Genomic DNA, 22,642 nt, shown 5'->3' on the forward strand with positions numbered 1-22,642 from the left:
CACAGATAGGGGTTGGGGGGGGGCAGGTGCAAGGGTGGGCCCGTCAGCGGCTTGCCGCCGCGCGGCTGCGCGCGCGCCCAAGCCCGTCGCGCATGTTCAGCCCCAAAAGCACGAGGTTTGTCAGCGCGGCGAGCCGCTCCAGTTGCGTCAGCGCCACGAAGCCCGCGCCGATGCGCCCTTGGGCGGCAAGCCACGCAAGAAGAACCGCAAGCGGCACCAAAAGGCCAAGGCCAAGCGCGGCGATGCGTTTCATCCGGGCCATTTTGCGCGCGACCCATGGGCTTAGGGCCCCGCGGGCGAGTTTCGCACCCGAGCCACCCGCCACAGCCATGGCGGGCAAAAGCCCAAGGATGACGACCCAAAGGATACCAGCGCGCAGCGGCGCGGTTTCGGTGGGCAAGCCCGCAAGCTCATGGCGCAAGAGGGTCAGTTGCAGCCCGGCAATCAACAGCATCGCCACCGCGCCTGCGGCGGCGTGGATCTTGGGAAGGGGAGGCATCGAATCGCTCCTTATGGATAGGATGCTATGGAATATGCGATTGAATTGGATGCTATGCAACTGCTATCGAAGCGCATGCAGACGCCCGCTTCCCCCCCGCCTTTCGATAAATCCGTCTCGGCTGGCTTTTTGGCCAACCTGATGGCGCGCTTGTTTGAAAACCGCTTGGCCGCCGCCATCCGCCCGTTGGGCCTTGCGCCGGCGCAGTTTATGACGCTGTTGGAGCTTTGGGCGGAAGAGGGTCTGACACAGGCCGAATTGGTGGCGCGGCTGGCGGTGGAACAGGCCACGATGGCGGGCACCTTGGCGCGTATGGAGCGGGACGGCTTGATCGAGCGGCGCCCGCATCCGAACGACCGGCGCGCCCAGACGCTGCATTTGACCGAACGGGCCCGGGCGTTGCAGGGGCCCGCCACCGAAGCGGCGCAGGCGGTGAATGCGCGCGCGCTGGCCGGGCTTGATCCGGCCGAACAGGCGCATTTCCTCGATCTGATGCGCGGGGTGATCGGGCGGCTTCAGAAAAGCTGAATTGCCTGATTTTTCAGCGTAAGACGGCAAAATGGGCAGTTCGTAGGGGTTTGGGCGGAAACTGCCGGGCTATGCCCTTTCACTGGCCTGCACCTCTGCCTAAGACTTGGTCAAGGCCGGAGGAATCACGCGCATGGTGGATAATTTCAACGAAATGTATGACGGCGGCAAAGTCCGGGAGCCCTATAAGCGGCTGGAAGACTGGACAAATGCCATGCCAACTGAGCTGCGCGCGATGAAACAGGCCGAGGCCGAGGCCCTGTTTCGCCGCATCGGCATCACGTTTGCTGTTTACGGCGAGGGCGGCGACCCGGACCGCTTGATCCCGTTTGACATGTTCCCCCGCGTTTTCACGCAAAACGAATGGCGCAAGCTGGAACGCGGGATCAAACAACGCGCCCGTGCGCTTAATGCGTTTTTGCTTGATGTCTATGGCCGCGCCGAGATTGTGCGGGCGGGCAAAATTCCGGGCCGCTTGGTGTTTCAAAACGAGGCGTTTGAACGCGCGGTGACGGGCTTCACCCCGCCGCGCGGGATTTACAGCCATATTGTGGGCATCGACATTGTCCGCACCGGGCCAGACGAATTCTTTGTGCTGGAAGACAATTGCCGCACCCCCTCGGGCGTGTCCTACATGCTGGAAAACCGCGAGATCATGATGCGGATGTTCCCGCAACTGTTCCGTGAAAACCGGATCGAACCGGTGGATGGCTATTCCGATGCGCTGCGCCGCACGCTGGCCAGCGTGGCGCCCGCGAAATGCGACCGCGAACCCAATATCGGCATCTTGACGCCGGGCCATTACAATTCGGCCTATTACGAACACAGCTTCTTGGCCGATCTGATGGGGGTGGAGCTGGTCGAGGGGCAGGATCTGTTCGTCGAAGGTGGCTTTTGTTGGATGCGCACCACCGAAGGGCCGAAAAAGCTTGATGTGATCTATCGGCGCATCGATGACGCCTTCCTTGATCCGTTGTGCTTCCGCCCCGATTCCATGCTGGGTATTCCGGGCTTGATGGATGTCTATCGTTCCGGTGGGGTCAGCATTTGTTCGGCCCCCGGTGCGGGCGTGGCCGATGATAAGGCGGTCTATACCTTTGTGCCCGAAATGGTGCGCTTTTACCTTGGCGAAGAGCCGCTTTTGAACAACGTGCCCACATGGCAATGCGCCAAGCCCGATGATTACAAATATGTGCTGGAAAACATGGCCGATCTGGTGGTGAAGGAAGTGCATGGCTCGGGCGGCTACGGGATGTTGGTGGGCCCGAAATCGACCACAGAGCAGATCGAGGCGTTTCGCCAAAAGGTCGAGGCGCATCCCGAAAACTACATCGCCCAGCCAACGCTGGCGCTGTCGGCCACACCGACTTTCGTGCAAGAGGGGATCGCCCCGCGCCATGTCGATTTGCGCCCCTATTGCTTGGTTGGCGAAAAGATCGAGCTTGTGCCCGGCGGGCTGACCCGTGTCGCGCTCAAGGAGGGCTCGCTTGTCGTGAACTCCTCGCAAGGGGGCGGCGTGAAAGACACTTGGGTTTTGGCGGAGTAAGATCATGTTGAGCCGGACCGCTGAAAACCTGTTTTGGATTGCGCGCTATATCGAGCGGGCAGAAACCATGGCGCGCCTTTTGGAAGTGGGCGCGCGGATCGCGCTGATGCCTTCGGCCGGGCATGGCTACCGCAGCGAATGGGAAAGCATTCTGCAAGCCTCGGGCACGGCCGAAGGGTTCTCGGCCAAATATGGCGACCCGGTGCAGCGCAACATCGAAAGCTATCTGTTCTTTGACCGCGATAACCCCTCTTCGGTGGTCAGTTGCTTTGAACGGGCGCGGGAAAATGCGCGCATCGTGCGCACCGCGCTGACCTCTCAGGTGTGGGATGCGCTCAATGGCGCGTTTCAAGAGATGCGGCGGTTAGAGCGGATGCCGCGTTCGGAACTGGAAGTGACCGAACTGGCCGAATGGGTGAACCGGCAGGCGGCTTTGGTGCGCGGGGCGATGGATGCCACGCTATTGCGCAATGACGGTTACAGTTTCCTGAACCTTGGCTTTGCACTCGAACGCGCCGACAACACCGCGCGGCTGCTTGATGTGAAATATTTCGTGCTGCTGCCCTCGGTCGATTTTGTGGGCTCTGGGCTTGATAACTACCAGTGGCAAACGCTTTTGCGCGCGCTGTCGGCGCATCGCGCCTTTCACTGGGCCTATGGCGGTGAAATTACAGCCGCCAAGATCGCGCATTTCCTGATCTTGAACCCGCAATCACCGCGTTCGCTGATCACGGCGGTGACGATGGCGATGGAACATCTGGACGCGCTGTCGCGGGGGTATAACAAATCCGGCCCCGCGCAGATGCGCGCCCGCGCCTTGGTCGGCGAGATCGCCGAAACCCGGGTCGAAGAGATTTTCGACGAAGGGCTGCACGAATTCCTGACCCGGTTCATCCGCGATGTCGGTGAACTGACGGAAATGGTGCAAGGGGCCTATCTGAGCGGAGAAGCGCGATGATCCTGACGGTCAATCATGTCACCACCTATGATTATGACGCGCCGATGCGCGGGGCGGTGCAATCGCTGCGGCTGTTTCCGTCGCGGTTCGATGGGCAGCGCACGATCCGCTGGGATGTCGAGGTGCAAGGCGGCACGCGCGGCGGCAGCTTCCGCGACGGGGCGGGCGACAAGGTCGAGGGCTGGTCGCTGCGCGGTCCGGTGAGCGAAGTCACGATTTCGGTCGTGGGGCAGGTTGAAACCACCGACACGGCCGGCGTGCTGCGCGGCCATCGTGAAACCGTTTCGCCGCTCGCTTATATGCGCGAAACCACGGCCACATGGCAAAGCGCCGAAATCCGCGATTTGGCGCGCGATGCGGTGGGCGAGACCGAAGATGCACTGGATCGCGCGCACCGGCTTTCGACCGCGGTGGCCGAGGCGATCGCCTATCGCCCGGGTGTCACCCATGCCCATACCACGGCGGCCGAGGCTTTGGCGCAGGGCGAAGGCGTCTGCCAGGACCACGCTCATGCGCTGATTGCTTGCGCCCGCGCGCTGGGCATGCCCGCGCGCTATGTGTCGGGCTATCTGTTGGCCAGTGAAGAGGGCGCCCCGCATGAGGCCGCACATGCTTGGGCGGAAATCTGGATCGAAAGCATCGGCTGGATCGGTTTTGACCCGGCAAACCGCTGCTGCCCGGATGCGCGGTTCATTCGGCTGGGCTCTGGCTTGGATGCGCGCGAGGCGGCGCCGATCAAGGGCGTAGCCCAAGGCGAGGGCACCGAGCGGCTAGAGGTAACGGTTGCCTTGGAACAGGTCCAGCAATAGGGTGCCAGCGGCGCTGTGCCGGGGGGCAGGGAACAACACATGACTTATTGCGTAGGCCTTCTGCTGGACGAGGGCATGGTGCTGCTGAGCGACACCCGCACCAATGCCGGGCTCGATAATATTGCGACCTATCGCAAGATGTTCATCTTCGAAGACCCGGGCGAGCGGGTGATCACCATTCTGACCGCCGGATCATTGTCGGTGACACAAACCACGCTGGCGCGGCTGCGCGAGGCGATTGATCACCCCGAGGCGGGCGAAGACACCTCGATCATGCGCGCGCCCACCATGCTGAAGGTGGCCGAAATCATCGGCAACACGCTGGCCGGGGTGCGCGAGGATATCGAGCATAAGATGAATGCCTCAAAAGTGTCCGTCTCGGCCTCGATGATCGTGGCGGGGCAGCGCAGGGGCGGCACAATGCGCTTGTTCCTGGTCTATCCCGAGGGCAATTTTATCGAGGCGACCGAGGACACGCCGTTCTTGCAGATCGGTGAACATAAATACGGTAAGCCGATTTTGGACCGCGTGGTGCGTGTGGCGACCACGCTGGAAGAGGCGCAAAAGGCGGTGCTTTTGTCGATGGATTCGACGCTGCGCTCCAACCTGTCGGTGGGGATGCCGCTTGATCTGGCGGTGATCGCCCGCGACGATTGCCGGGTGACGATGAAGCGCCGGATCGAAAAAGACGATCCGCAATTCGCGCAGATGTCGCAAGATTGGTCCGAGACCCTGTGCCAAGGGTTTTCCAAGATCAAGCTTTAAGCGAACCGGCGCATAGATCGCTGCCGTGCCGTGACACGCGTCCCGGCATGGCCCGCGCCTTTGTGGACGGGCACGCGGGTGGCGTTGCGTTTTGCGACACGTCACTATGATGCGGCACTATCCGGTGGCGTGGAAATGCTCGGTCGCGCCGGAAAAACAAGCCACGCAGCCATCGTAAAACCGGCGGCGGCGTTCTTCGCTTTCCATCATCAATTCATGCTCGGCGCCTTCGAAAACCTCAAGCCGCCCCTTCGGCCAGCGCTGCATTCGGTCGAAAACCGCCTTGGTCTCGATGATCCGTTCATTTGAGCCAAGCGCGCAGTAACACGGCAGATCCGGCGAGGGATGTTCGTCCAGATCTTCGCATTCCAAAATCCCTTCGGCCACCCATTGCAGGCTGGGCCCGGCCAAAGTCACCGCAGGCAATGCATGCAGGTGATGGACCATAAAGGCCCACATTCCCGCATCGGTGGTCAGCTTGTTGTCGTGAAACGGGGCGCGAAACACATAGGTCTGGTCGCTGAAGCCGGGCGCATAGCGCATCGACAGCAACGATCCTTTGAGCATCTGCGCCAGCGCCGGGCCACTGGGTTGCAAAAGCGTGGGCAGACCAATCGACCACATCGGCGCGGAAAAGGCCGCCGCGGTGAAAGGATGCGTGCCCATCAGGCGGCGCAGGCCAATCGCGCCGCCCATCGAATGGCCCAGCACGAACCATGGGCGCGGCAGGCAAAACCGCGCCGCCGCATCCAGCACCACGTCAAAATCGCGCTGGTAATCACCAAATGCCGCGACATGGCCCTTCACCGGATCGGCGCAAAGCCGGTCGGCCAGCCCCTGGCCGCGCCAGTCCACCGCCAGCATCGCATAGCCCCGGCTCAGGAATTCCTGCGCGGCGGGGCCGTATTTCTCGATATATTCGGTGCGCCCGGGCAGCAAAAAGACCGTGCCCTTTGACCCCGCTTTGGACCAGACGCCCAACCGGATGCGCACCCCATCGGCAGTATTAAGCCACCATGCGGTGCCGCCCTCGGGGCCGCGCGCCAGATCATTATGAAGCGGGGCCTCTTCGATCACGAAAGCGCCGCGCCAAGCTGCATCGCCAGCCCCATCGAGCCGTCGATCTTCAGCTTGCCTTGCATGAAAGCCATGGTCGGGTTCACATCGCCCGAAAGCATGCCGCGAAACGTGTCGGTGTCGGCGGTCAGCGTCACTTCGGCGTCGTCATCGCCTTCGCGCACGCCGTCAGGGTCGGCGATGATAGAGCCTTCGCCTTCGATAATGAATTTCGCCGTGGACGAAAAGCCGTTGGGCAGCTTTTCCGACAGTTGTTCCACTGCCTTTTCGATGACGATGCTCATGTTCCCTCCGAATGTGGTTTGTGCCTCTCGCATTTCGCGACGAATGGCTTACATTTCTTTATATGAAGGTCCTTGCGCTCCGAAACAAATGTATCGTCGCGGCAGTTGCCGTCTTCGTCAACTTCTGTGGTGTCGCACGTGCCGAGACCACAGGTTTAGAGCGTGCATTTGAAGAATTGGCCGATCCGGATTACGCGGGCTGGGAACGCGCCGAATCGGATATTCGCCGGTCTTGGTCGCGCTCGGGCTCCCCGGCGATGGATTTGTTGCTTAAGCGGGGGGAAGAGGCGCTGGATGTGGGCGATATTCCCGCCGCCATCGAACATCTAACCGCGCTGACCGATCATGCCCCCGATTTTGCCGAAGGCTGGAACGCGCGCGCCACGGCTTATTTTCTGGCGGGCCTTTATGGCCCCGCGATTGCCGATATTGCGCAGGTGCTGCGGTTGGAGCCGCGCCATTGGGGCGCGCTGGCGGGGTTGGGGATGATCTATGCCGATATTGGCGATCAAGAGCGGGCGCTAAAGGTCTTGCGTGCCTCTTTTGCCTTGAACCCGCACCAGCAGGATGTGAAAGACGCGATTGCGCGCTTGGAAAAGGAGCTTGCGGGCGTCAGTCTCTGATGGCCGCTTGAGAATGCGATGACGGCCAAAAAATGACAGGGCGGATCACCGCGGTCCTTGGGCCGACCAACACCGGCAAGACCCATTACGCCATCGAGCGGATGCTGGCGCATCGCACCGGGGTCATTGGGCTGCCTTTGAGGCTTTTGGCGCGCGAGGTTTATGACCGGATCGTCGCGGCGCGCGGCCCCTCGGTCGTGGCGCTGGTCACAGGCGAAGAACGTATCGTGCCCGAACGCGCGCAATATTGGGTTTGCACCACCGAGGCGATGCCCGCACTGGGTGCCGATTTCGTGGCGATTGACGAAATCCAGCTTTGCGCCGACCCCGAGCGGGGCCATGTTTTCACCGACCGGTTGTTGTATATGCGCGGGCTGCATGAAACGCTGTTTTTAGGCTCTGAAAGCATGAAAGGCGCGATTGCGGCGCTGGTGCCCAAGGTGCAATTCACCCGCCGCGAGCGATTCTCCAAATTGTCTTGGGCAGGGTCGAAGAAAATTTCGCGCATGAAGCCGCGCGCGGCGATTGTCGGGTTCTCGGTCGATAATGTCTATGCGATTGCCGAACTTCTGCGCCGCCAAAAGGGCGGTGCGGCGGTGGTGATGGGGGCGCTGTCGCCCCGCACCCGCAATGCACAGGTCGATATGTATCAAAACGGCGATGTGGATTACCTTGTCGCCACAGATGCCATCGGGATGGGGCTCAACCTCGATATCGAGCATGTCGCCTTTTCCGCCACGGCAAAATTCGATGGCCGCCGGATGCGGCATCTGTTCCCGCATGAACTGGGGCAGATCGCGGGGCGGGCCGGGCGGCACACGCAAGATGGCACCTTTGGCGTGACTGGCGAGGCGCAGGCCCTGCCCGAAGATATGATCGAAGCCATTGAAGAACATCGCTTTGCGCCGATTCAGCGGCTGCAATGGCGCAATCCACGGCTCGAATTTGGCACCGTGGCGCGGCTGATCCGCGCGCTGGAAGAAAACCCACAAAACCCATGGTTGACCAAAGGGCGCGAGGCCGATGACCTTTTGGCGCTCAAGACGCTCTCGGAATTTCCCGAGATCCGCGACAAGGTGCGCGCCCCCGCCGATGTGCGGCTGTTGTGGGATGTGTGCCGCATCCCCGACTTTCGCTCGATTTCTGAAACCGAACATGCCACGCTTTTGGCGCGCATCTTTGGCTTTTTGCAAACCGGCAAGGGGGTGCCCTCTGATTGGTTGGCTGGGCAGATTGCGCGGATCGACCGCACCACCGGAGATATCGACACATTGTCGAAACGTCTCGCCTTCATCCGCACATGGACCTATGTTGCGCAGCGCAAAGGCTGGGTGGATGATGAAACCCATTGGCGCGGGGAAACACGCGCTGTAGAAGACCGTCTGTCAGATGCGTTGCATGGCGCGCTGACCCAACGATTTGTGGACCGGCGCACATCTGTGCTTTTGCGCCGGCTCAAGCAGAAGGAGACCCTCGTGGCCGAGGTGAACGACAAGGGCGAAGTGACGGTCGAAGGCGAATTCGCCGGCAGACTTGAGGGGTTCCGTTTCCGGCAGGACGGCACGTCCTCGCCCGACGAGGCGAAGATGTTGGCGCGCGCGGCATACGAGGCGCTCAAGCCCGAATTCAGCCTGCGCTCGGACCGGTTCTATAATGCGCCGGACACCGAGATGGATTTCACCGAGCAAGGTGGCTTGATGTGGGGCGAGATTGCCGTGGGCAAGCTTGTCAAAGGGAGCGAACCGCTCAAACCCACGGTCGAGGCCTTTGTCGACGAGGAAGCCGGGCCCGAGGTGGTGGAAAAAGTCCGCCGCCGGTTGCAGCATTTCATCGACCGCAAGGTTGCGGCTTTGTTCGAGCCGCTGCTGGGCATGAGCCGTGACGAGGCGCTGACCGGGCTGGCGCGCGGCTTTGCCTTCCGTTTGGTCGAAGGCATGGGGATTGTCCCGCGCGAAGGCGTGGCCGCCGAGGTCAAGGAACTGGACCAAGAGGCGCGCGGCAGCCTGCGCAAACATGGCGTGCGCTTTGGCCAATACACGATCTTCCAGCAAGCGCTGCTGAAACCCGCGCCGACGCGGCTGCGGCTGGTGCTGATGTCGCTGTGGGAAGGCCTGTCGGAATTTCCTGAAAGCCCGCCGCCGGGTCTGGTGACGATCCCGAATATCTCAGAAGTGCCGGCTTCGGCCTATACGCTGTCGGGCTATCGGCCCGCGGGCTCGCGTGCGATCCGTATCGATATGCTGGAACGTCTGGCCGATATTTTGCGCACGCAAGACAGCAAGGGCGGCTTTGAAGCCACGCCCGACATGCTGTCGATCACCGGCATGACGCTCGAACAATTCGCCGATCTGATGGCGGGGCTGGGCTATAAGGCGGAAAAGGGCGAGCGTCCGAAAGCGCGCCCCGCCGCCGAGGACAAAAAGGCCGAGGCGTCCGAGACGCCGACCGAGGGCGCGCCCGCGGCCGAGGCTCCGGCTGTGCCGGAAAACCCGATCCCCGAGGAAAGCTCTCCGGTGGCCGAGGCAGAGGCGGAAGCCGCGGCCAAAGCCGAGGCGGAGGCCGAGCTGGAAACCTTCTACACCTTTGCTTGGGCCCCGCGTCCGCGCGGCGACCGTGGCCCGCGCCGCGGCGGCGAGGGCAAACCGGGTGGCGGGCATCGCGGCGAGAAGCGTGGCGAGGGCGGGGGCAAGCCGCGCCGTCACGAGGGCGGGGGCAAACCCGGCGGCAAACATGGTGGCAAGCCCGGCGGCAAGCACGGTGGTAAGCCGGGCGAGGGCAAGCCCGGTGGCCGTGGCTTCGAGGCGCATCCGCCGAAGAAAGAGAAAAAGATCGACCCTGATAACCCCTTCGCCGCCGCGCTGATGGGGCTCAAGGGCAAGCTCTGATCCCGTGGTCGATACCCGCGACCGGCTTCGCATCGACAAGTGGCTTTGGCAGGCGCGATTCTGCAAAAGCCGCCCGGTCGCGGTTGCGCTGGTCAGCGGCGGGCATCTGCGGGTGAATGGGCAAAAGGTCACCAAACCGGGCCGCGCGGTCGGCCCGGGCGATGTGCTGACCTTTGCCGCGCATGGTCAGGTCAGGGTGCTGCGCATCCTTGCCTGCGGCACCCGGCGCGGCCCCGCGACCGAGGCCGCCACGCTTTACGAATTGCTGGAAGGTGACCGGCCGGACCAGGAAACCGTGTGATCCAGCAAGCTTTGGGCCGACGCGCCTGTGCCGCCTCTGCCAGATCGCCGCAGTTTGTTTTTTATGTATCTCTTTCCCTTGATTGCGGCTGTTTCGGCGGCTAGGTAAATCCAGCGTCGAAGATTGGGGTAACGAAATGACCTATGTCGTCACCGACAACTGCATCGCCTGCAAATACACCGACTGTGTCGAGGTTTGCCCGGTGGATTGCTTCTACGAGGGCGAGAATACGCTGGTGATCCATCCGGATGAATGCATCGATTGCGGTGTGTGTGAGCCGGAATGCCCCGCCGATGCGATCCGCCCGGATACCGAACCGGGGATGGAAGACTGGGTGGAGTTCAACCGCCAGTATGCGGAAATCTGGCCGGTGATCACGATCAAGAAGGACGCGCTGCCCGACGCCGAGAAACACGACGGCGAAACCGGCAAGCGCGAGAAATACTTCTCGCCGAACCCCGGCGCCGGGGATTGAGCGGCGAAGCGATCGGGCGCGGCGTAATGCGCCTTTGCGCCTGACAGGCGTGCGAATCTGCAACGGGGGCCCAAGCGGCCCCCGTTTGCCATCAAGGCCAAACCGTCCGCTGCGACAAAATGGCCGTCATGATTCGGCAAGGTTACTGTCAGAATCGCTGCTTTCACGGGCTTGTGCTGCGCGGCGATGCTATGATTCGGGCCGTTTTTATGCTACACTCCCGTTACAAAGGAGCACGCCCCCGGCAGAACTGCTCGTCTGCGGGACTATACAATGCAAGACCACCCATCACGGCGCTTAACGGTGCCGGGGGTGCTTTATGCGCTGAATCGGGGGCAGCCCGGCTGCAAGGAAGCGACTGAATGACCAAGATGAAAAAAACCGAGTTCCGCCCCGATGATTTCGTTGTCTATCCCGCCCATGGCGTCGGCAAGATCATGTCGATCGAGGAACAGGAAATCGCCGGGCTGCGGCTCGAGTTGTTCGTGATTTCCTTTGAAAAAGACAAGATGACCCTGCGCGTGCCCACGCACAAGGCCGCCGATGTCGGGATGCGTGGCCTGTCCACCCCCGATGTGGTGACCAAGGCGCTGGAAACGCTGAAGGGTAAGGCCAAGGTCAAGCGGGCGATGTGGTCGCGCCGCGCGCAGGAATATGAGCAAAAGATCAATTCGGGCGATCTTTTGTCGATTGCCGAGGTGGTGCGCGATCTGCACCGCGCCGACGATCAGCGCGAACAATCCTATTCCGAGCGTCAGCTTTACGAAGCCGCGCTGGAGCGCCTGACCCGTGAAGTGGCCGCCGTTTCGGGCACCGACGAGGCGGGCGCCGCCAAAAAGGTCGATGAGGTGCTGCTGGGCCGCGCCGCCTAAGCGCCCTCCGCGCCTAAATTCCCCTTATAAGCGGGCCCTTCGGGGCCCGTTTTCTTATGCGGCGCAAGCTTTGATCCTTTTCACCTCGGCGCGGCCGAGGCGACCCGCCGGGGGCACTGCCCCCTCTTGGCCTTTGGCCAATTAACCCCCGGGATATTTGCACAAAGTCGAAGGGGGCCGGGGCGCGAAGCGGCCTGTGCGGGCTTTCGGGCGGGGCTTCCTGCTGCCATATCGACCCCTGTGGCATGTTGGCAGCGCTTTGCCCCTTGGCCTTCGGGGGAAATGCTCTATCCTGCTCCCCCCGAGTCGGTCAGCCGCCACAAGAGCCGCGCCGAGGAAGTGAATTTGCGAGGCCCCATGAGCAAAACCGATCCCTTCGGCTTCAACATCTCTGCCGCCGCCGACAAGCAGCGCCGCACCAAGGGCAAGCGTGGCATGTCGGGCGCGTTCGAAACCTCGACGCGCAAATGCGACCATCCCGACTGCAACGAGCCGGGCAAATATCGCGCGCCCAAAAGCCCCAAGGTGCTGGATGACTATTTCTGGTTCTGCAAGGAACATGTGCGCGAATACAATCTGAAGTGGAACTATTTCCAGGGCCAAAGCGAAGAGGAATTCCAGCAATTCCTTGAGGGGAATGTCTGGGAACGCCCGACCAAGCCCTTTGGCCGCTCGAAAGAGGAGATGGGCTGGGCGCGGCATGGCATTTCCGACCCGATGGAGCTTTTGGGCCAGAACGCCACGCAAAACCCGGGCCGTGCGGTGGTGGGGCGCAAGTTGCCGCCGACCGAGCGGCGCGCGCTGGAAATTCTGGACGCCAAGGATACGATGACCAAGACCGAGATCCGCAAGTGCTACAAGGCGCTGATCAAGGTGCTGCACCCGGATATGAATGGCGGCGACCGGTCTCAGGAAGAATTGCTGCAGCAGGTCGTCTGGGCGTGGGATCAGGTCAAGGACAGCCGCAACTTCAAATAAGGGCGGCGGGTCGGGCCGGGGCTGTCTGCCCCCACGGCTGAGCGGCTTTATCCGTGGAGATATTTGCGCACAGTTGAAGACGCAAAAGCAAAGGGCGCCCGTGGGCGCCCTTGTCTGTTCGGGTGTGTGTTTCTGGGGGCGGTCTAGCCCTGCGCCTTGGTCTCTTTCTTCACCTGCGCGCGGCGCTGGTGCAGCACCGGCTCGGTATAGCCCGAGGACTGGATGCGTGCGAGGAAGACCAGATCGCAGGCCGCCTGAAAGGCCAGCCCGTCGTAATTGGGCGCCATCGGCCTGTAGGCGGGATCCTGCGCGTTTTGCCGATCCACCACCTTGGCCATCTTGCGCAAAGCCTCCATCACCCGGCCTTCGGTGACCACGCCGTGATGCAGCCAATTGGCAAGCGCCTGCGCACTGATGCGCAAGGTCGCGCGGTCTTCCATTAGCCCCACGTCATGGATATCGGGCACTTTGGAACAGCCGATCCCCTGATCGACCCAGCGCACCACATAGCCCAGAATGCCTTGGGCGTTGTTTTCGATCTCGGCGGTGATCTCGTCTTCGGAATAGTTCCGCCCGGCGGCCAGCGGGATTGTCAGCAGATCATCCAGCCGCTCGGGGCGGGCAAGCGCGGCAATCTCGCGCTGGCGCGCCTTCACATCGATGCGGTGGTAATGCGTGGCATGCAGTGTCGCGGCGGTGGGGGAGGGCACCCAAGCGCAATTCGCCCCCGCCATCGGATGGGCGATTTTCTGCGCCAGCATCTCGGCCATATTGTCGGGCGCGGCCCACATGCCTTTGCCGATCTGCGCGCGCCCGGCAAGCCCGCATTTCAGCCCGATATCGACGTTGCGATCTTCGTAGGCCGAAATCCACGGCTGGGATTTCATCTCGCCCTTGCGCAGCATCGCGCCCGCTTCCATCGAGGTGTAAATCTCGTCGCCGGTGCGATCAAGGAAGCCGGTGTTGATGAAGGCGATGCGGTGTTTGGCGGCGCGGATGCATTCCTTGAGATTGACCGAGGTGCGCCGTTCTTCATCCATGATGCCGATCTTGACGGTATAGGCGGGCAGGCCCAGCACCTCTTCCACATGGGAAAAGACCGCATCGGTAAAGGCGACCTCTTCGGGACCATGCATCTTCGGTTTCACCACATAGACCGAGCCGGTGGTGGAATTGCGCAGCCCCGTTTCTTTGCGCAGGTCGTGCAAGGCGCACAGCGTGGTGACCATCGCATCCAGCAGCCCTTCGCAGACCTCGCGCCCGTTGCGGCAGCGGATCGCCGGGTTCGGCATCAGATGGCCCACATTGCGCACCAGCATCAGCGCGCGCCCCTTCAGCGTAAGCGTGCCGCCATCGGGGGCGGTAAAGGTCAGATCCGGGGCCAGCGCGCGGGTGAAGGTCTGATCGCCCTTGGTCACGGTTTCGCTCAGCGTGCCCTGCATCAGCCCCAACCAGTTGCGATAGGCATGGACCTTGTCAGGCGCATCGACGGTGGCCACCGAATCCTCGCAATCCATGATCGAGGACACGGCCGATTCCAGCTTCATATCGGCAATGCCCGCCGGGTCCGCCGCGCCAATCGGATGGGCGGCATCGATCACCAGAATGATATGCAGGCCATTGTGCTTGAGCAAAATTTCCGCCGGTGCCTCGGGCGTGCCGGTATAGCCTGCAAGCTGCGCCGGATTGGCAAGCCCGGTTTCCTCGCCGGCCACTTCTGCAAAGAGCCCGCCATCGTGCAGGCGCAGTTTCGACGCGCCCGCCCAAGAACCCGCCACCAGCGGGCAGGCGTCATCCAGAAATTTCTTCGCCCAAGCGATCACCTTCGCCCCGCGCGAGGGGTTATAGCCTTTCGACTGCGGCGCCTCGCCCAACGCATCGGTGCCATAAAGCGCATCATAAAGGCTGCCCCAACGCGCATTGGCGGCATTGAGCGCATAGCGCGCATTGGTGATCGGCACGACCAGTTGCGGGCCGCAAACGGTGGCAATCTCGGGGTCGGTCTCGGGCGTCTCGATGGTGAAATCGGGGCCTTCGGGGACCAGATAGCCGATCTCTTGCAAAAAGGCGCGATAGGCGCGGGCGTCATGGCCCTTGCCGCGATGGTGCAAATGCCAATCGTCGATGCGCGCCTGCATCGCCTCGCGCTTTTCCAAAAGCGCGCGGTTTTTGGGGCCGAAATCGTGGATCAGTTCGGACAGACCCGCCCAAAACCGCGCAGGGGTCACGCCAGAGCCGGGCAGCGCCTCGGTTTCGATGAAGTCGGCCAATGTCGTGGCGACTTGCAAACCTTCGCGCTCAACGCGTTCTGTCATTCTGCCCTCCCTGATCGTTCTTGGGCGGTATCTTGTGCTTCAAGCCGCCTCTGTCCAGCGAAAACCGCATTGCCGCGCCGCGACGCGCGCGCCTGTCGCAAGGTCTTGCCGGTGCGCACTTGGACGCCTAGCTATGAAGGAACCGCAGCACGAGGACCCAATGGACGGCGTGACCCTTCTTTCAGACTATCAACCTTATCCTTTTGAAATCGAAAAAGTTTCCATGGTGTTCCACCTCGCACCAGACGCGACGCGGGTGCGCAGCACGCTGGCGCTGACCCCGCGGGCCGGGGCGGCGGATGTGCATCTGGACGGGGAAGAGTTGCGCCTTGTCTCGATTGCCATCGACGGGGCCCCGCTTGCGCCCGAGGCCTATCGCGTGACGGAAACCGGGCTGACCATCGCGGCGGGTGCCCTGCCCGCAGGGCCGTTTGAACTGCAAACCGAGGTAGAGATCGCGCCCGCCAAAAACACAGCACTTGAAGGGCTTTACATGTCCAACGGCATGTATTGCACGCAATGCGAGGCCGAGGGGTTCCGCAAGATCACCTTTTACCCCGACCGCCCCGATGTGATGGCGCGGTTCCATGTGCGGATCGAAAGCGATCTGCCGGTGCTGTTGTCGAACGGCAATCCGGCGGCGCAGGGGGCGGGCTTTGCCGAATGGGATGACCCTTGGCCGAAGCCTGCCTATCTGTTCGCGCTGGTGGCGGGCGATTTGCGCGCCACCTCGGGGACTTTCACCACTGCTTCGGGGCGCAAGGTCGATCTTAATATCTGGGTGCGCCCGGGCGATGAGGCGCGTTGCGATTTTGCGCTTGGCGCGCTGCAACGGTCGATGAAATGGGATGAACAGGCTTACGGGCGCGAATATGACCTCGATCTGTTCAACATCGTGGCGGTCGATGATTTCAACATGGGCGCGATGGAGAACAAGGGGCTGAATATCTTCAACTCCAAGCTGGTGCTTGCCTCGCCCGAAACCGCGACCGATCTTGATTACGAACGGATCGAGGCGGTGATCGCGCATGAGTATTTTCACAATTGGACCGGCAACCGGATCACCTGCCGCGACTGGTTCCAACTGTGTCTGAAAGAGGGGCTGACGGTCTACCGCGACCAAAGCTTTACCCGCGATGTGCGGCTCGGTGCGCTTAAGCGCATCGACGATGTGGCCAGCCTGCGCGCGCGCCAGTTCCGCGAGGATGCGGGGCCGCTCGCGCATCCGCCGCGTCCGTCCAGCTATCGCGAGATCAACAACTTCTACACCGCCACCGTCTACGAAAAAGGCGCTGAGGTGGTGGGCATGCTGGCCACGCTTTTGGGGGGCGAGGGCTATCGCAAGGCGCTTGATCTTTATTTTGACCGCCACGACGGGCAAGCCTGCACGATCGAGGATTGGATCAAGGTGTTCGAAGATGCCTCGGGCCGCGATCTGAGCCAGTTCAAGCTTTGGTATACCCAAGCGGGCACGCCGCATCTAAGCGTGTCGGAGCGGTTCGAAAACGGCACCTATACGCTCGACTTTGAGCAGGTGACCGCGCCGACGCCGGGCGAGCCGGAAAAGCCGCCGCGCCATATTCCGATTGCGGTGGGGCTGTTGGGGCCAAACGGCGACGAGGTGGTGCCGACCCAAGTGTTGGAAATGACCCAAGGGCGGCAAAGTTTCAGTTTTTCGGGGCTGGCGGCCAAGCCTGTCCCCTCGATCCTGCGGGGCTTTTCCGCGCCGGTGGTGCTGGAACGCGATACGACGCCCGCCGAGCAAGCCTTTTTGCTGGCCCATGACACCGATCCGTTCAACCGCTGGGAAGCGGGGCGCAATCTGGCCCGCGATACGCTGATCGCCATGGCGCAAGGCGGCGCGCCCGCACCCGATTATATTGCGGCGGTGGGGCAGATGTTGGGCGATGCGACCGCGATGCCAGCGTTCCGCGCCGCGTGCCTGCGCCTGCCCGGTGAAGATGAAATCGCCTCGGCGCTTGCGGCCAATGGCGTGGTGCCCGACCCCGATGCGATCCGCGCTGCGCGGCGCGATCTGATGAAAGCCTTGGCGCAAACCCATGAAGCGGCCCTTGTCGCCGCCTATGAGGCCCATGCCGTCCCCGGCCCCTATAGCCCGGATGCGGGCCCCGCCGGACAGCGGGCGCTGCGGCTGGCCACGCTGGCGTTGCTTAGCACGCTTGATGCGGGCGCGCGTGCCAAGGCACTGTTTTCGGACGCGACGAATATGACCGAAAGCATCGGCGCGCTGGGGCTTTTGGTGGCGCAAGGCACGGGGCAAGCGGAATTGGACGCCTTTGCCGCGCGTTGGGCAAGTGAGCCTCTGGTGATGGACAAATGGCGCTCTGTGCAAGCGATGCTCAGCCCGCCCGAAGCGGCGGTGGAGGTGGTCACGGCCATTGCCGAGAGCGGCGCGTTCGAGTGGAAAAACCCGAACCGGTTCCGCTCGCTTCTGGGTGGGTTTGCCGCCAACCACGCGGGTTTTCACCGCGCCGATGGGGCGGGCTATGCGCTTTATGCCGATTGGCTGATCAAGCTTGATCCGCTCAACCCGCAAACCGCGGCGCGGATGTCCACGGCCTTTGAGACATGGCGGCGCTATGACGCAACCCGCCAAACCCATGCGCAAGCGGCGCTAAAACGCATTGCCGGGGCGCCGGGGCTTAGCCGTGATCTTTCGGAAATGGTGGGCCGACTTTTGGAGTGACCGGCCTTCCAAGGGGGCGCCGACCGCGCCCCCTTTGCCTGCGCCCCCATCTTGCCCCCCGCGCGCGCCTGTCTTAGAAGAGCGCAAGCCAAAAAGGGAACATGCGATGCTCGATCACCTTGCCTTCACCGCCCCCGAGCCGAAAGTCATTGCCGGCGCGCAAAGCGACTGGGAACTTGTCATCGGCATGGAGGTGCATGCGCAGGTGGCCTCGAAGGCCAAGCTGTTCTCGGGCGCGTCCACCACCTTCGGGGCAGAGCCCAATTCGAACGTCGCCTTTGTTGATGCCGCGATGCCCGGTATGCTGCCGGTAATCAACGAATTTTGCGTGGCCCAAGCGGTGCGCACCGGCCTTGCGCTCAAAGCCGGGATCAATCTGCGTTCGGCCTTTGACCGCAAGAACTATTTCTACCCGGACCTGCCGCAGGGCTACCAGATTTCGCAGCTTTACCACCCGATCGTGGGCGAGGGCGAAATCATCGTCGATATGGGGCCGGGGGTGGCGCGCAAGGTGCGGGTGGAACGCATCCACCTTGAGCAAGATGCGGGTAAGTCGATCCACGACATGGACCCGAATATGTCTTTCGTGGACCTGAACCGCACCGGCGTTGCGCTGATGGAAATCGTAAGCCGCCCCGACATTCGCGGGCCCGAGGAAGCGGCGGCCTATATCGCCAAGCTGCGCCAGATCCTGCGCTACATCGGCACCTGCGATGGCAATATGCAAAACGGCAACCTGCGCGCCGATGTGAACGTGTCGGTCTGTCGTCCGGGCCAATATGAGAAATACCAAGAAACGCAAGATTTCAGCCATCTTGGCACGCGCTGCGAAATCAAGAACATGAACTCGATGCGTTTCATCCAAGCGGCGATTGATTACGAAGCCCGCCGCCAGATCGCCATTTTGGAAGATGGTGGCGAGATCGTGCAAGAAACCCGGCTTTATGACCCAGATAAGGGCGAGACGCGCAGCATGCGTTCGAAGGAAGAGGCGCATGATTACCGCTACTTCCCGTGCCCGGACCTGCTGCCGCTGGAGATCGAGCAAGATTGGGTCGATGACATCGGCGCGGCCATGCCCGAACTGCCCGATGAGAAGAAAGCCCGCTTCGTCAAAGACCTTGGCTTGAGCGAATATGACGCATCGGTTCTGACCGCCGAGGTCGAAAACGCCGATTATTTTGAGGCCGTGGTGGCCGTGGCCGAAGATGGCAAGCTGGCCGCGAATTGGGTCATCAACGAGCTGTTTGGCCGCTTGAAGAAAGAAGGCCATGAGATCGGCGCAAGCCCGGTCAGCCCGGCACAGCTTGGCGCGATCATCCGGCTGATCAAATCCGACAAAATCTCGGGCAAGATCGGCAAGGACCTGTTCGAGATCGTCTATACCGAAGGCGGCGATCCGGAAAAGATCGTCGAAGAACGCGGCATGATCCAAGTCACCGATACCGGCGCGATTGAAGCGGCGGTGGATGAGGTGATCGCGGCCAACCCCGCACAGGTGGAGAAGGCGAAAGCCAACCCCAAATTGGCGGGCTGGTTCGTGGGGCAGGTGATCAAAGCCTCGGGCGGCAAGGCCAACCCCAAAGCGGTAAACGAAATCGTCGCCAAGAAGCTTGGTTTTTAAAACGAAAGGCGCCCCGCGGGGCGCCTTTTGATTTGGGGGGGCTGGCCCAGAGGGCGGGCCTTGCCCCGGCGTCTTTCCGCGCCTACCTTTTCCAAAACCCATTCGGAGAACCCTATGAGCGGCCTTCTTGCGCTTTTGGATGACGTGGCGGGCCTGGCCAAGGTTGCGGCCGCCTCGGTGGATGATGTGGCGGGGCAGGCGGCGCAGGCGGGGTCTAAAACCGCAGCCGCCCTGATCGACGATGCGGCTGTCACCCCCAAATATCTACACGGCTTCGGTGCCGAGCGCGAATTGCCGATTGTGGGCAAGATCGCGCTGGGGTCCATTCGCAACAAGCTGGTGGTGCTTTTGCCGCTGGCGCTTTTGCTGTCGAGCTTCTGGCCCGGCGCGATCACGCCGCTTTTGATGCTGGGGGGCAGCTATCTGTGTTTTGAGGGGGCGGAAAAGGTGTTTCACCTGCTGGTGCCCCACGCCCCGCATGCCGATGGGCATCAAGATCCCGGCGGCAATCCCGCGGGTGATCCGATGACGCTGGAAGAGGAAAAGGTCTCGGGCGCGGTGAAGACCGATTTCATCTTGTCGGCCGAGATCATGACCATCGCGCTGGCGTCGCTGCCCACCGACAACCCGATCTGGATGCAGGCCATGGCGCTGGTGCTGGTGGCGCTGGGGATCACCGCCTTGGTCTATGGCGGGGTCGCGCTGATCGTGAAGGCCGACGATATGGGGCTTTATCTTGCGCGGGCGGGGCGGTTGTGGCTCACGCGCGCCTTTGGGCGGGCGGTCGTTGCGGTGATGCCCGGCTTCATGAAGCTGTTGATGATCGTCGGCACGGCGGCGATGCTGTGGGTGGGCGGCTCTATCGTGCTGCATGGGCTGGCCGAACTTGGCTTTGCCGCGCCCTATGACGCCATCCACCATCTGGCCGAGGCGGGCGCGCATCTGGGGCCCGAGGCGTTCGCCAGCGCGGTCGGGTGGACCATTGGCGCCACCTTTGATGGCATTTTGGGCCTGCTTTACGGCTTTGCGCTGATTCCGCTGGCGATGTATGTGGTGGACCCGGTGATCGCGCTGGCAGGCCGCTTGAAGCGCAAATGACCCCGCGCATCGCGCTTGTTCTGGGCGCGCGTGTGGCGCCCGATGGCACACCCTCGGCGGCGCTGCGGCGCCGGGTGGCGCATGCGATAAGCTTGTATCAGGCGGGGCAGGTGGGGCGGCTGATCCTTAGCGGTGGGGCGTTTGATGGCGCGCCTGCGGAAGCCACGGTGATGGCCGATCTGTGCCGCGCCGCCGGGCTGCCCGCGGCCGCCTTGATCCAAGAGCCCAAAGCGCGCAACACGCGCGAGAATTTCACCTGCGCCCGGCCTTTGCTGGGGGCAGAGACCGCGCTGGTCGTGGTGACAGATCGCTATCATGCGCGGCGCGCGCGGCTGGCCGCAGGTGGCTTGGGGTTGTCGCTGCGCCTGTCTTGCCCGCCTGCGCCGGATCTGGCGTGGCACCAATATCTCAAGCTGGCCGCGCGCGAAGCGGTGGCCAGCCTGTGGTATGCCTTGCGCTATGGGCTATCCTGGGGGCTGTTGGGGCGCTTTAGCGGGTCACGGTAACGCGGACATAATCGCCGCGCTTGCCATAACCAAAAATGCGCACGAAAACGGTGGCCCCGCCCGCCATGATCTTGCGCGCGGCGGCTGGCTCGATCGAGCCATTCATCACCATGCGCTCCATCGTGGCGCGGTTGTTAAAATCACCAAAGAACGGGTCCCATTCGTCGCCGGGTTGCGAAATGCCGAATTTGTGGAAATTCGCCCGATCTTGGCGCAGAACTTGCCACGGTGCGCTCAGCCGTTGGCCGCGCGAATTAAACAGGTCATCGGTGCCGATATAGGCGACATAGGCGCCCACGATTTCCTGCGCGGCCACGGGTGTGGCGGCGGGAGCTGCGACGAGCCCGGCCAAAACGCTGCCGAGGACGGCGGAGCGGAGATGTTTGAACATCGTGCCAACCTCCTATTGGTGAAAATCCCAATAGGGCAAGCTTAGGCCCGGCTTTGCGGGAACCCAAGGTGAATTATGCCGCAGGGTTATCGTGCCTTGCTCGGCTGCCCTGACGCGCGCGAGCACGGTGCCGGATCTGCGGTTGGGGAATGAGACGCTATGGCCCGGCCAGCGGATTGCGCCGCGCGATCACCTCCACGCGTGCACTGTCGGGCGCATTGCACAGATCGTCATTGCCGTCATTGCGTATGTGTACCAGCACATCGGCGGTGCCGCCTTCATAGGCCGGACAGCCATCGACCTCGACCGCTTTCCAGGGCGCACCGCCCAGACCTTCGAGCGCCGTTGCCACGCTACGCTGCGCGACCGTATAGGGCACCTGTCCGCTGACAATGCTGCACCGCAAGGGGTAACGATCGCTGGTGGGCAAAAGCGCGATCACCGCACCATCGGGGCTGATCATCACCGCGCGCCCATAATCAGCATCATAGTGTGACCGCCAGCCCACTTTTTCAAAGCGGTCGGTCGCAAACCAAGCGGATTGTCCAAAGCGCAGGCACAGATCGACGCCCGTGGCAAAGGCCGCCTCGGCTGCCGGGTTGGCCCAGGCGGCGGGTGCCCCCAGCGCAAAACCCACAAAGCCCGCAGCCAGCCTGTTGAACGCTTTGGAAGGCATTGTTTTTCCTTTTCTGATCGGGAGGCTCTTGTCCGAGAGCGGAGTCACGCCAGCGCACCTTAGCCAGCGCGGGGTGCCGGGGGCAAGACGCTCGGGAAGACACTAAAAAGGCGCGCAGGCACCGCCCTTGTCGGGCGGCCTTTGGGGGCAGTGGAAGGCCCAAACGCCCTTGCCCGTCAGTGGTGCGAGGCTCACCACCCCATAACGGCGCGGGGCCGTATGGCCGCCCCCTTGCGGGGAACGGGACGAACAAGGCACTGGTAACCCACACGCCTCGAGAGCCGCCGCCCCGGGCCTTGGTCCGGGTCGGCACAGCCTATTCGTCTGGTTGAAGCTGCGCGCAGGTAAATGCCCGATAGGCGCTTCGCATCAAGGGCAAAGCCCCAAGCTGCGAACGGACGCCCCAAGGGGGGCGAGGAAAAGGACATCTAGAAGCGGCAGTTTCAACACATCTTGCAAAAAGCGAATCCGGTGGGAAATTCATCAACCGGACATTGTATTCAATACAATAAATTTCTGCCCGCGCCAACCCCCGTGCGCCTTTCTGTGTTCAGTTTTTTTGAGATGAGCGGACTGCGGATCGCAGAGGCACGGCCCGCCGAAATTTGGGCCAGGCTGTAGCATTTTGCAAAACCTGTGGGGGCACGCGTCTTTGCGATAAGGGCGGGCCTTCGTATCGCCGCAGCGCTGTGCCCAAAGATATAGGGGCAAAATCCGCCGCAACA

The 22,642-nt window shown here is 62.4% G+C and carries 21 protein-coding genes; 15 read left to right on the forward strand and 6 right to left on the reverse strand.

The genetic code is table 11. The features are described 5' to 3' along the window. Positions 1-43: 43 nt before the first annotated feature. Positions 44-499 carry a hypothetical protein gene (locus CKO11_RS10030; protein ID WP_223637674.1) on the reverse strand — a complete coding sequence of 152 codons (456 nt, stop codon included), beginning with the start codon at positions 497-499 and terminating at the stop codon, positions 44-46. 27 nt (positions 500-526) lie between these two features. Between CKO11_RS10030 and CKO11_RS10035 the strand changes: the two genes are divergently transcribed. From CKO11_RS10035 to CKO11_RS10055, 5 genes are all read left to right on the forward strand, one after another. Beyond that, positions 527-1,027, forward strand: a complete 501-nt coding sequence (locus tag CKO11_RS10035) for a MarR family winged helix-turn-helix transcriptional regulator (RefSeq protein WP_317851805.1) — start codon at positions 527-529, stop codon at positions 1,025-1,027. 133 nt (positions 1,028-1,160) lie between these two features. Next, a complete protein-coding gene (locus tag CKO11_RS10040; RefSeq protein WP_223637677.1) occupies positions 1,161-2,573 on the forward strand; it encodes a circularly permuted type 2 ATP-grasp protein in 1,413 nt (470 codons plus the stop codon). A 4-nt stretch (positions 2,574-2,577) separates the two neighbouring features. After that, positions 2,578-3,531, forward strand: a complete 954-nt coding sequence (locus tag CKO11_RS10045) for an alpha-E domain-containing protein (protein WP_223637680.1) — start codon at positions 2,578-2,580, stop codon at positions 3,529-3,531. Continuing rightward, the gene (locus CKO11_RS10050) at positions 3,528-4,340 is read left to right on the forward strand and encodes a transglutaminase domain-containing protein (RefSeq protein ID WP_223637683.1); all 813 of its coding nucleotides are present in this window, start codon (positions 3,528-3,530) and stop codon (positions 4,338-4,340) included. Before CKO11_RS10045 ends, CKO11_RS10050 begins: the two co-directional genes overlap by 4 nt. 39 nt (positions 4,341-4,379) lie before the next feature. After that, positions 4,380-5,105 carry a peptidase gene (locus CKO11_RS10055; protein WP_223637686.1) on the forward strand — a complete coding sequence of 242 codons (726 nt, stop codon included), beginning with the start codon at positions 4,380-4,382 and terminating at the stop codon, positions 5,103-5,105. 117 nt (positions 5,106-5,222) lie between these two features. Here CKO11_RS10055 and CKO11_RS10060 read toward each other — a convergent pair whose 3' ends face one another. Continuing rightward, entirely contained in the window at positions 5,223-6,182 is a 960-nt protein-coding gene (locus CKO11_RS10060; RefSeq protein WP_223637690.1) for an alpha/beta fold hydrolase, read from the reverse strand. After that, positions 6,179-6,466, reverse strand: coding sequence for an SCP2 sterol-binding domain-containing protein (locus CKO11_RS10065; protein ID WP_223637692.1), 288 nt, complete (start codon positions 6,464-6,466; stop codon positions 6,179-6,181). Before CKO11_RS10065 ends, CKO11_RS10060 begins: the two co-directional genes overlap by 4 nt. Before the next feature lie 20 nt (positions 6,467-6,486). Here CKO11_RS10065 and CKO11_RS10070 point away from each other — a divergent pair, with 20 nt between their 5' ends. The 6 genes from CKO11_RS10070 to CKO11_RS10095 all read left to right on the forward strand — a co-directional run bounded on the left by CKO11_RS10070 (position 6,487) and on the right by CKO11_RS10095 (position 12,600). After that, a complete protein-coding gene (locus CKO11_RS10070) occupies positions 6,487-7,089 on the forward strand; it encodes a tetratricopeptide repeat protein (protein ID WP_223637696.1) in 603 nt (200 codons plus the stop codon). Positions 7,090-7,121: 32 nt separating this feature from the next. Next, entirely contained in the window at positions 7,122-9,974 is a 2,853-nt protein-coding gene (locus CKO11_RS10075) for a helicase-related protein (protein WP_223637699.1), read from the forward strand. A gap of 4 nt (positions 9,975-9,978) precedes the next feature. Next, positions 9,979-10,275, forward strand: a complete 297-nt coding sequence (locus CKO11_RS10080; RefSeq protein ID WP_223637702.1) for an RNA-binding S4 domain-containing protein — start codon at positions 9,979-9,981, stop codon at positions 10,273-10,275. Positions 10,276-10,411: 136 nt separating this feature from the next. Next, entirely contained in the window at positions 10,412-10,750 is a 339-nt protein-coding gene (fdxA, locus tag CKO11_RS10085) for a ferredoxin FdxA (protein WP_223637713.1), read from the forward strand. Positions 10,751-11,112: 362 nt separating this feature from the next. Continuing rightward, a complete protein-coding gene (locus CKO11_RS10090; RefSeq protein ID WP_223637716.1) occupies positions 11,113-11,622 on the forward strand; it encodes a CarD family transcriptional regulator in 510 nt (169 codons plus the stop codon). A gap of 357 nt (positions 11,623-11,979) precedes the next feature. Continuing rightward, positions 11,980-12,600 (forward strand): J domain-containing protein, encoded by a 621-nt coding sequence (locus CKO11_RS10095; RefSeq protein ID WP_223637718.1) that lies wholly within the window; start codon positions 11,980-11,982, stop codon positions 12,598-12,600. 143 nt (positions 12,601-12,743) lie between these two features. Here the strand turns inward: CKO11_RS10095 and CKO11_RS10100 are convergent, their stop codons facing one another. Beyond that, positions 12,744-14,915, reverse strand: coding sequence for a malate synthase G (locus tag CKO11_RS10100; RefSeq protein WP_223637721.1), 2,172 nt, complete (start codon positions 14,913-14,915; stop codon positions 12,744-12,746). A gap of 160 nt (positions 14,916-15,075) precedes the next feature. Between CKO11_RS10100 and pepN the strand changes: the two genes are divergently transcribed. The 4 genes from pepN to CKO11_RS10120 all read left to right on the forward strand — a co-directional run bounded on the left by pepN (position 15,076) and on the right by CKO11_RS10120 (position 20,850). Continuing rightward, positions 15,076-17,622: an aminopeptidase N gene (gene pepN / locus CKO11_RS10105; protein ID WP_223637724.1), complete on the forward strand. Its 2,547-nt coding sequence runs from the start codon at positions 15,076-15,078 to the stop codon at positions 17,620-17,622. Between the two features lie 106 nt (positions 17,623-17,728). Beyond that, positions 17,729-19,246, forward strand: a complete 1,518-nt coding sequence (gene gatB, locus CKO11_RS10110; RefSeq protein WP_223637728.1) for an Asp-tRNA(Asn)/Glu-tRNA(Gln) amidotransferase subunit GatB — start codon at positions 17,729-17,731, stop codon at positions 19,244-19,246. Between the two features lie 114 nt (positions 19,247-19,360). After that, positions 19,361-20,344, forward strand: coding sequence for a DUF808 domain-containing protein (locus CKO11_RS10115; protein WP_223637731.1), 984 nt, complete (start codon positions 19,361-19,363; stop codon positions 20,342-20,344). Further along, positions 20,341-20,850 carry a YdcF family protein gene (locus CKO11_RS10120; protein WP_223637734.1) on the forward strand — a complete coding sequence of 170 codons (510 nt, stop codon included), beginning with the start codon at positions 20,341-20,343 and terminating at the stop codon, positions 20,848-20,850. Before CKO11_RS10115 ends, CKO11_RS10120 begins: the two co-directional genes overlap by 4 nt. Here CKO11_RS10120 and CKO11_RS10125 read toward each other — a convergent pair. Together CKO11_RS10125 and CKO11_RS10130 are read right to left on the reverse strand one after the other, a co-directional pair. Then, positions 20,834-21,241, reverse strand: a complete 408-nt coding sequence (locus tag CKO11_RS10125; RefSeq protein WP_223637737.1) for a hypothetical protein — start codon at positions 21,239-21,241, stop codon at positions 20,834-20,836. The genes CKO11_RS10120 and CKO11_RS10125 overlap by 17 nt on opposite strands. Positions 21,242-21,398: 157 nt before the next feature. After that, complete coding sequence (locus CKO11_RS10130) at positions 21,399-21,917, reverse strand: hypothetical protein (protein ID WP_223637745.1); 519 nt, start codon at positions 21,915-21,917, stop codon at positions 21,399-21,401. Positions 21,918-22,642 lie beyond the last annotated feature (725 nt).

The sequence above is a fragment of the Rhodobacter sp. TJ_12 genome, assembly GCF_020023995.1.
In the GTDB taxonomy this organism is placed as follows: Bacteria; Pseudomonadota; Alphaproteobacteria; order Rhodobacterales; family Rhodobacteraceae; genus Rhodobacter.

Bases quoted from the DNA above. Each gene is read 5' to 3' on its own strand.
- CKO11_RS10050 (WP_223637683.1), top strand. From the start codon at position 3,528: ATGATCCTGACGGTCAATCATGTCACCACCTATGATTATGACGCGCCG.
- CKO11_RS10120 (WP_223637734.1), top strand. From the start codon at position 20,341: ATGACCCCGCGCATCGCGCTTGTTCTGGGCGCGCGTGTGGCGCCCGAT.
- CKO11_RS10130 (WP_223637745.1), bottom strand. From the start codon at position 21,917: ATGCCTTCCAAAGCGTTCAACAGGCTGGCTGCGGGCTTTGTGGGTTTT.
- CKO11_RS10095 (WP_223637718.1), top strand. From the start codon at position 11,980: ATGAGCAAAACCGATCCCTTCGGCTTCAACATCTCTGCCGCCGCCGAC.
- CKO11_RS10125 (WP_223637737.1), bottom strand. From the start codon at position 21,241: ATGTTCAAACATCTCCGCTCCGCCGTCCTCGGCAGCGTTTTGGCCGGG.
- CKO11_RS10030 (WP_223637674.1), bottom strand. From the start codon at position 499: ATGCCTCCCCTTCCCAAGATCCACGCCGCCGCAGGCGCGGTGGCGATG.
- CKO11_RS10065 (WP_223637692.1), bottom strand. From the start codon at position 6,466: ATGAGCATCGTCATCGAAAAGGCAGTGGAACAACTGTCGGAAAAGCTG.
- CKO11_RS10090 (WP_223637716.1), top strand. From the start codon at position 11,113: ATGACCAAGATGAAAAAAACCGAGTTCCGCCCCGATGATTTCGTTGTC.
- CKO11_RS10075 (WP_223637699.1), top strand. From the start codon at position 7,122: ATGACAGGGCGGATCACCGCGGTCCTTGGGCCGACCAACACCGGCAAG.
- fdxA (WP_223637713.1), top strand. From the start codon at position 10,412: ATGACCTATGTCGTCACCGACAACTGCATCGCCTGCAAATACACCGAC.
- pepN (WP_223637724.1), top strand. From the start codon at position 15,076: ATGGACGGCGTGACCCTTCTTTCAGACTATCAACCTTATCCTTTTGAA.
- CKO11_RS10035 (WP_317851805.1), top strand. From the start codon at position 527: ATGGAATATGCGATTGAATTGGATGCTATGCAACTGCTATCGAAGCGC.
- CKO11_RS10040 (WP_223637677.1), top strand. From the start codon at position 1,161: ATGGTGGATAATTTCAACGAAATGTATGACGGCGGCAAAGTCCGGGAG.
- CKO11_RS10055 (WP_223637686.1), top strand. From the start codon at position 4,380: ATGACTTATTGCGTAGGCCTTCTGCTGGACGAGGGCATGGTGCTGCTG.
- CKO11_RS10115 (WP_223637731.1), top strand. From the start codon at position 19,361: ATGAGCGGCCTTCTTGCGCTTTTGGATGACGTGGCGGGCCTGGCCAAG.
- CKO11_RS10045 (WP_223637680.1), top strand. From the start codon at position 2,578: ATGTTGAGCCGGACCGCTGAAAACCTGTTTTGGATTGCGCGCTATATC.
- gatB (WP_223637728.1), top strand. From the start codon at position 17,729: ATGCTCGATCACCTTGCCTTCACCGCCCCCGAGCCGAAAGTCATTGCC.
- CKO11_RS10100 (WP_223637721.1), bottom strand. From the start codon at position 14,915: ATGACAGAACGCGTTGAGCGCGAAGGTTTGCAAGTCGCCACGACATTG.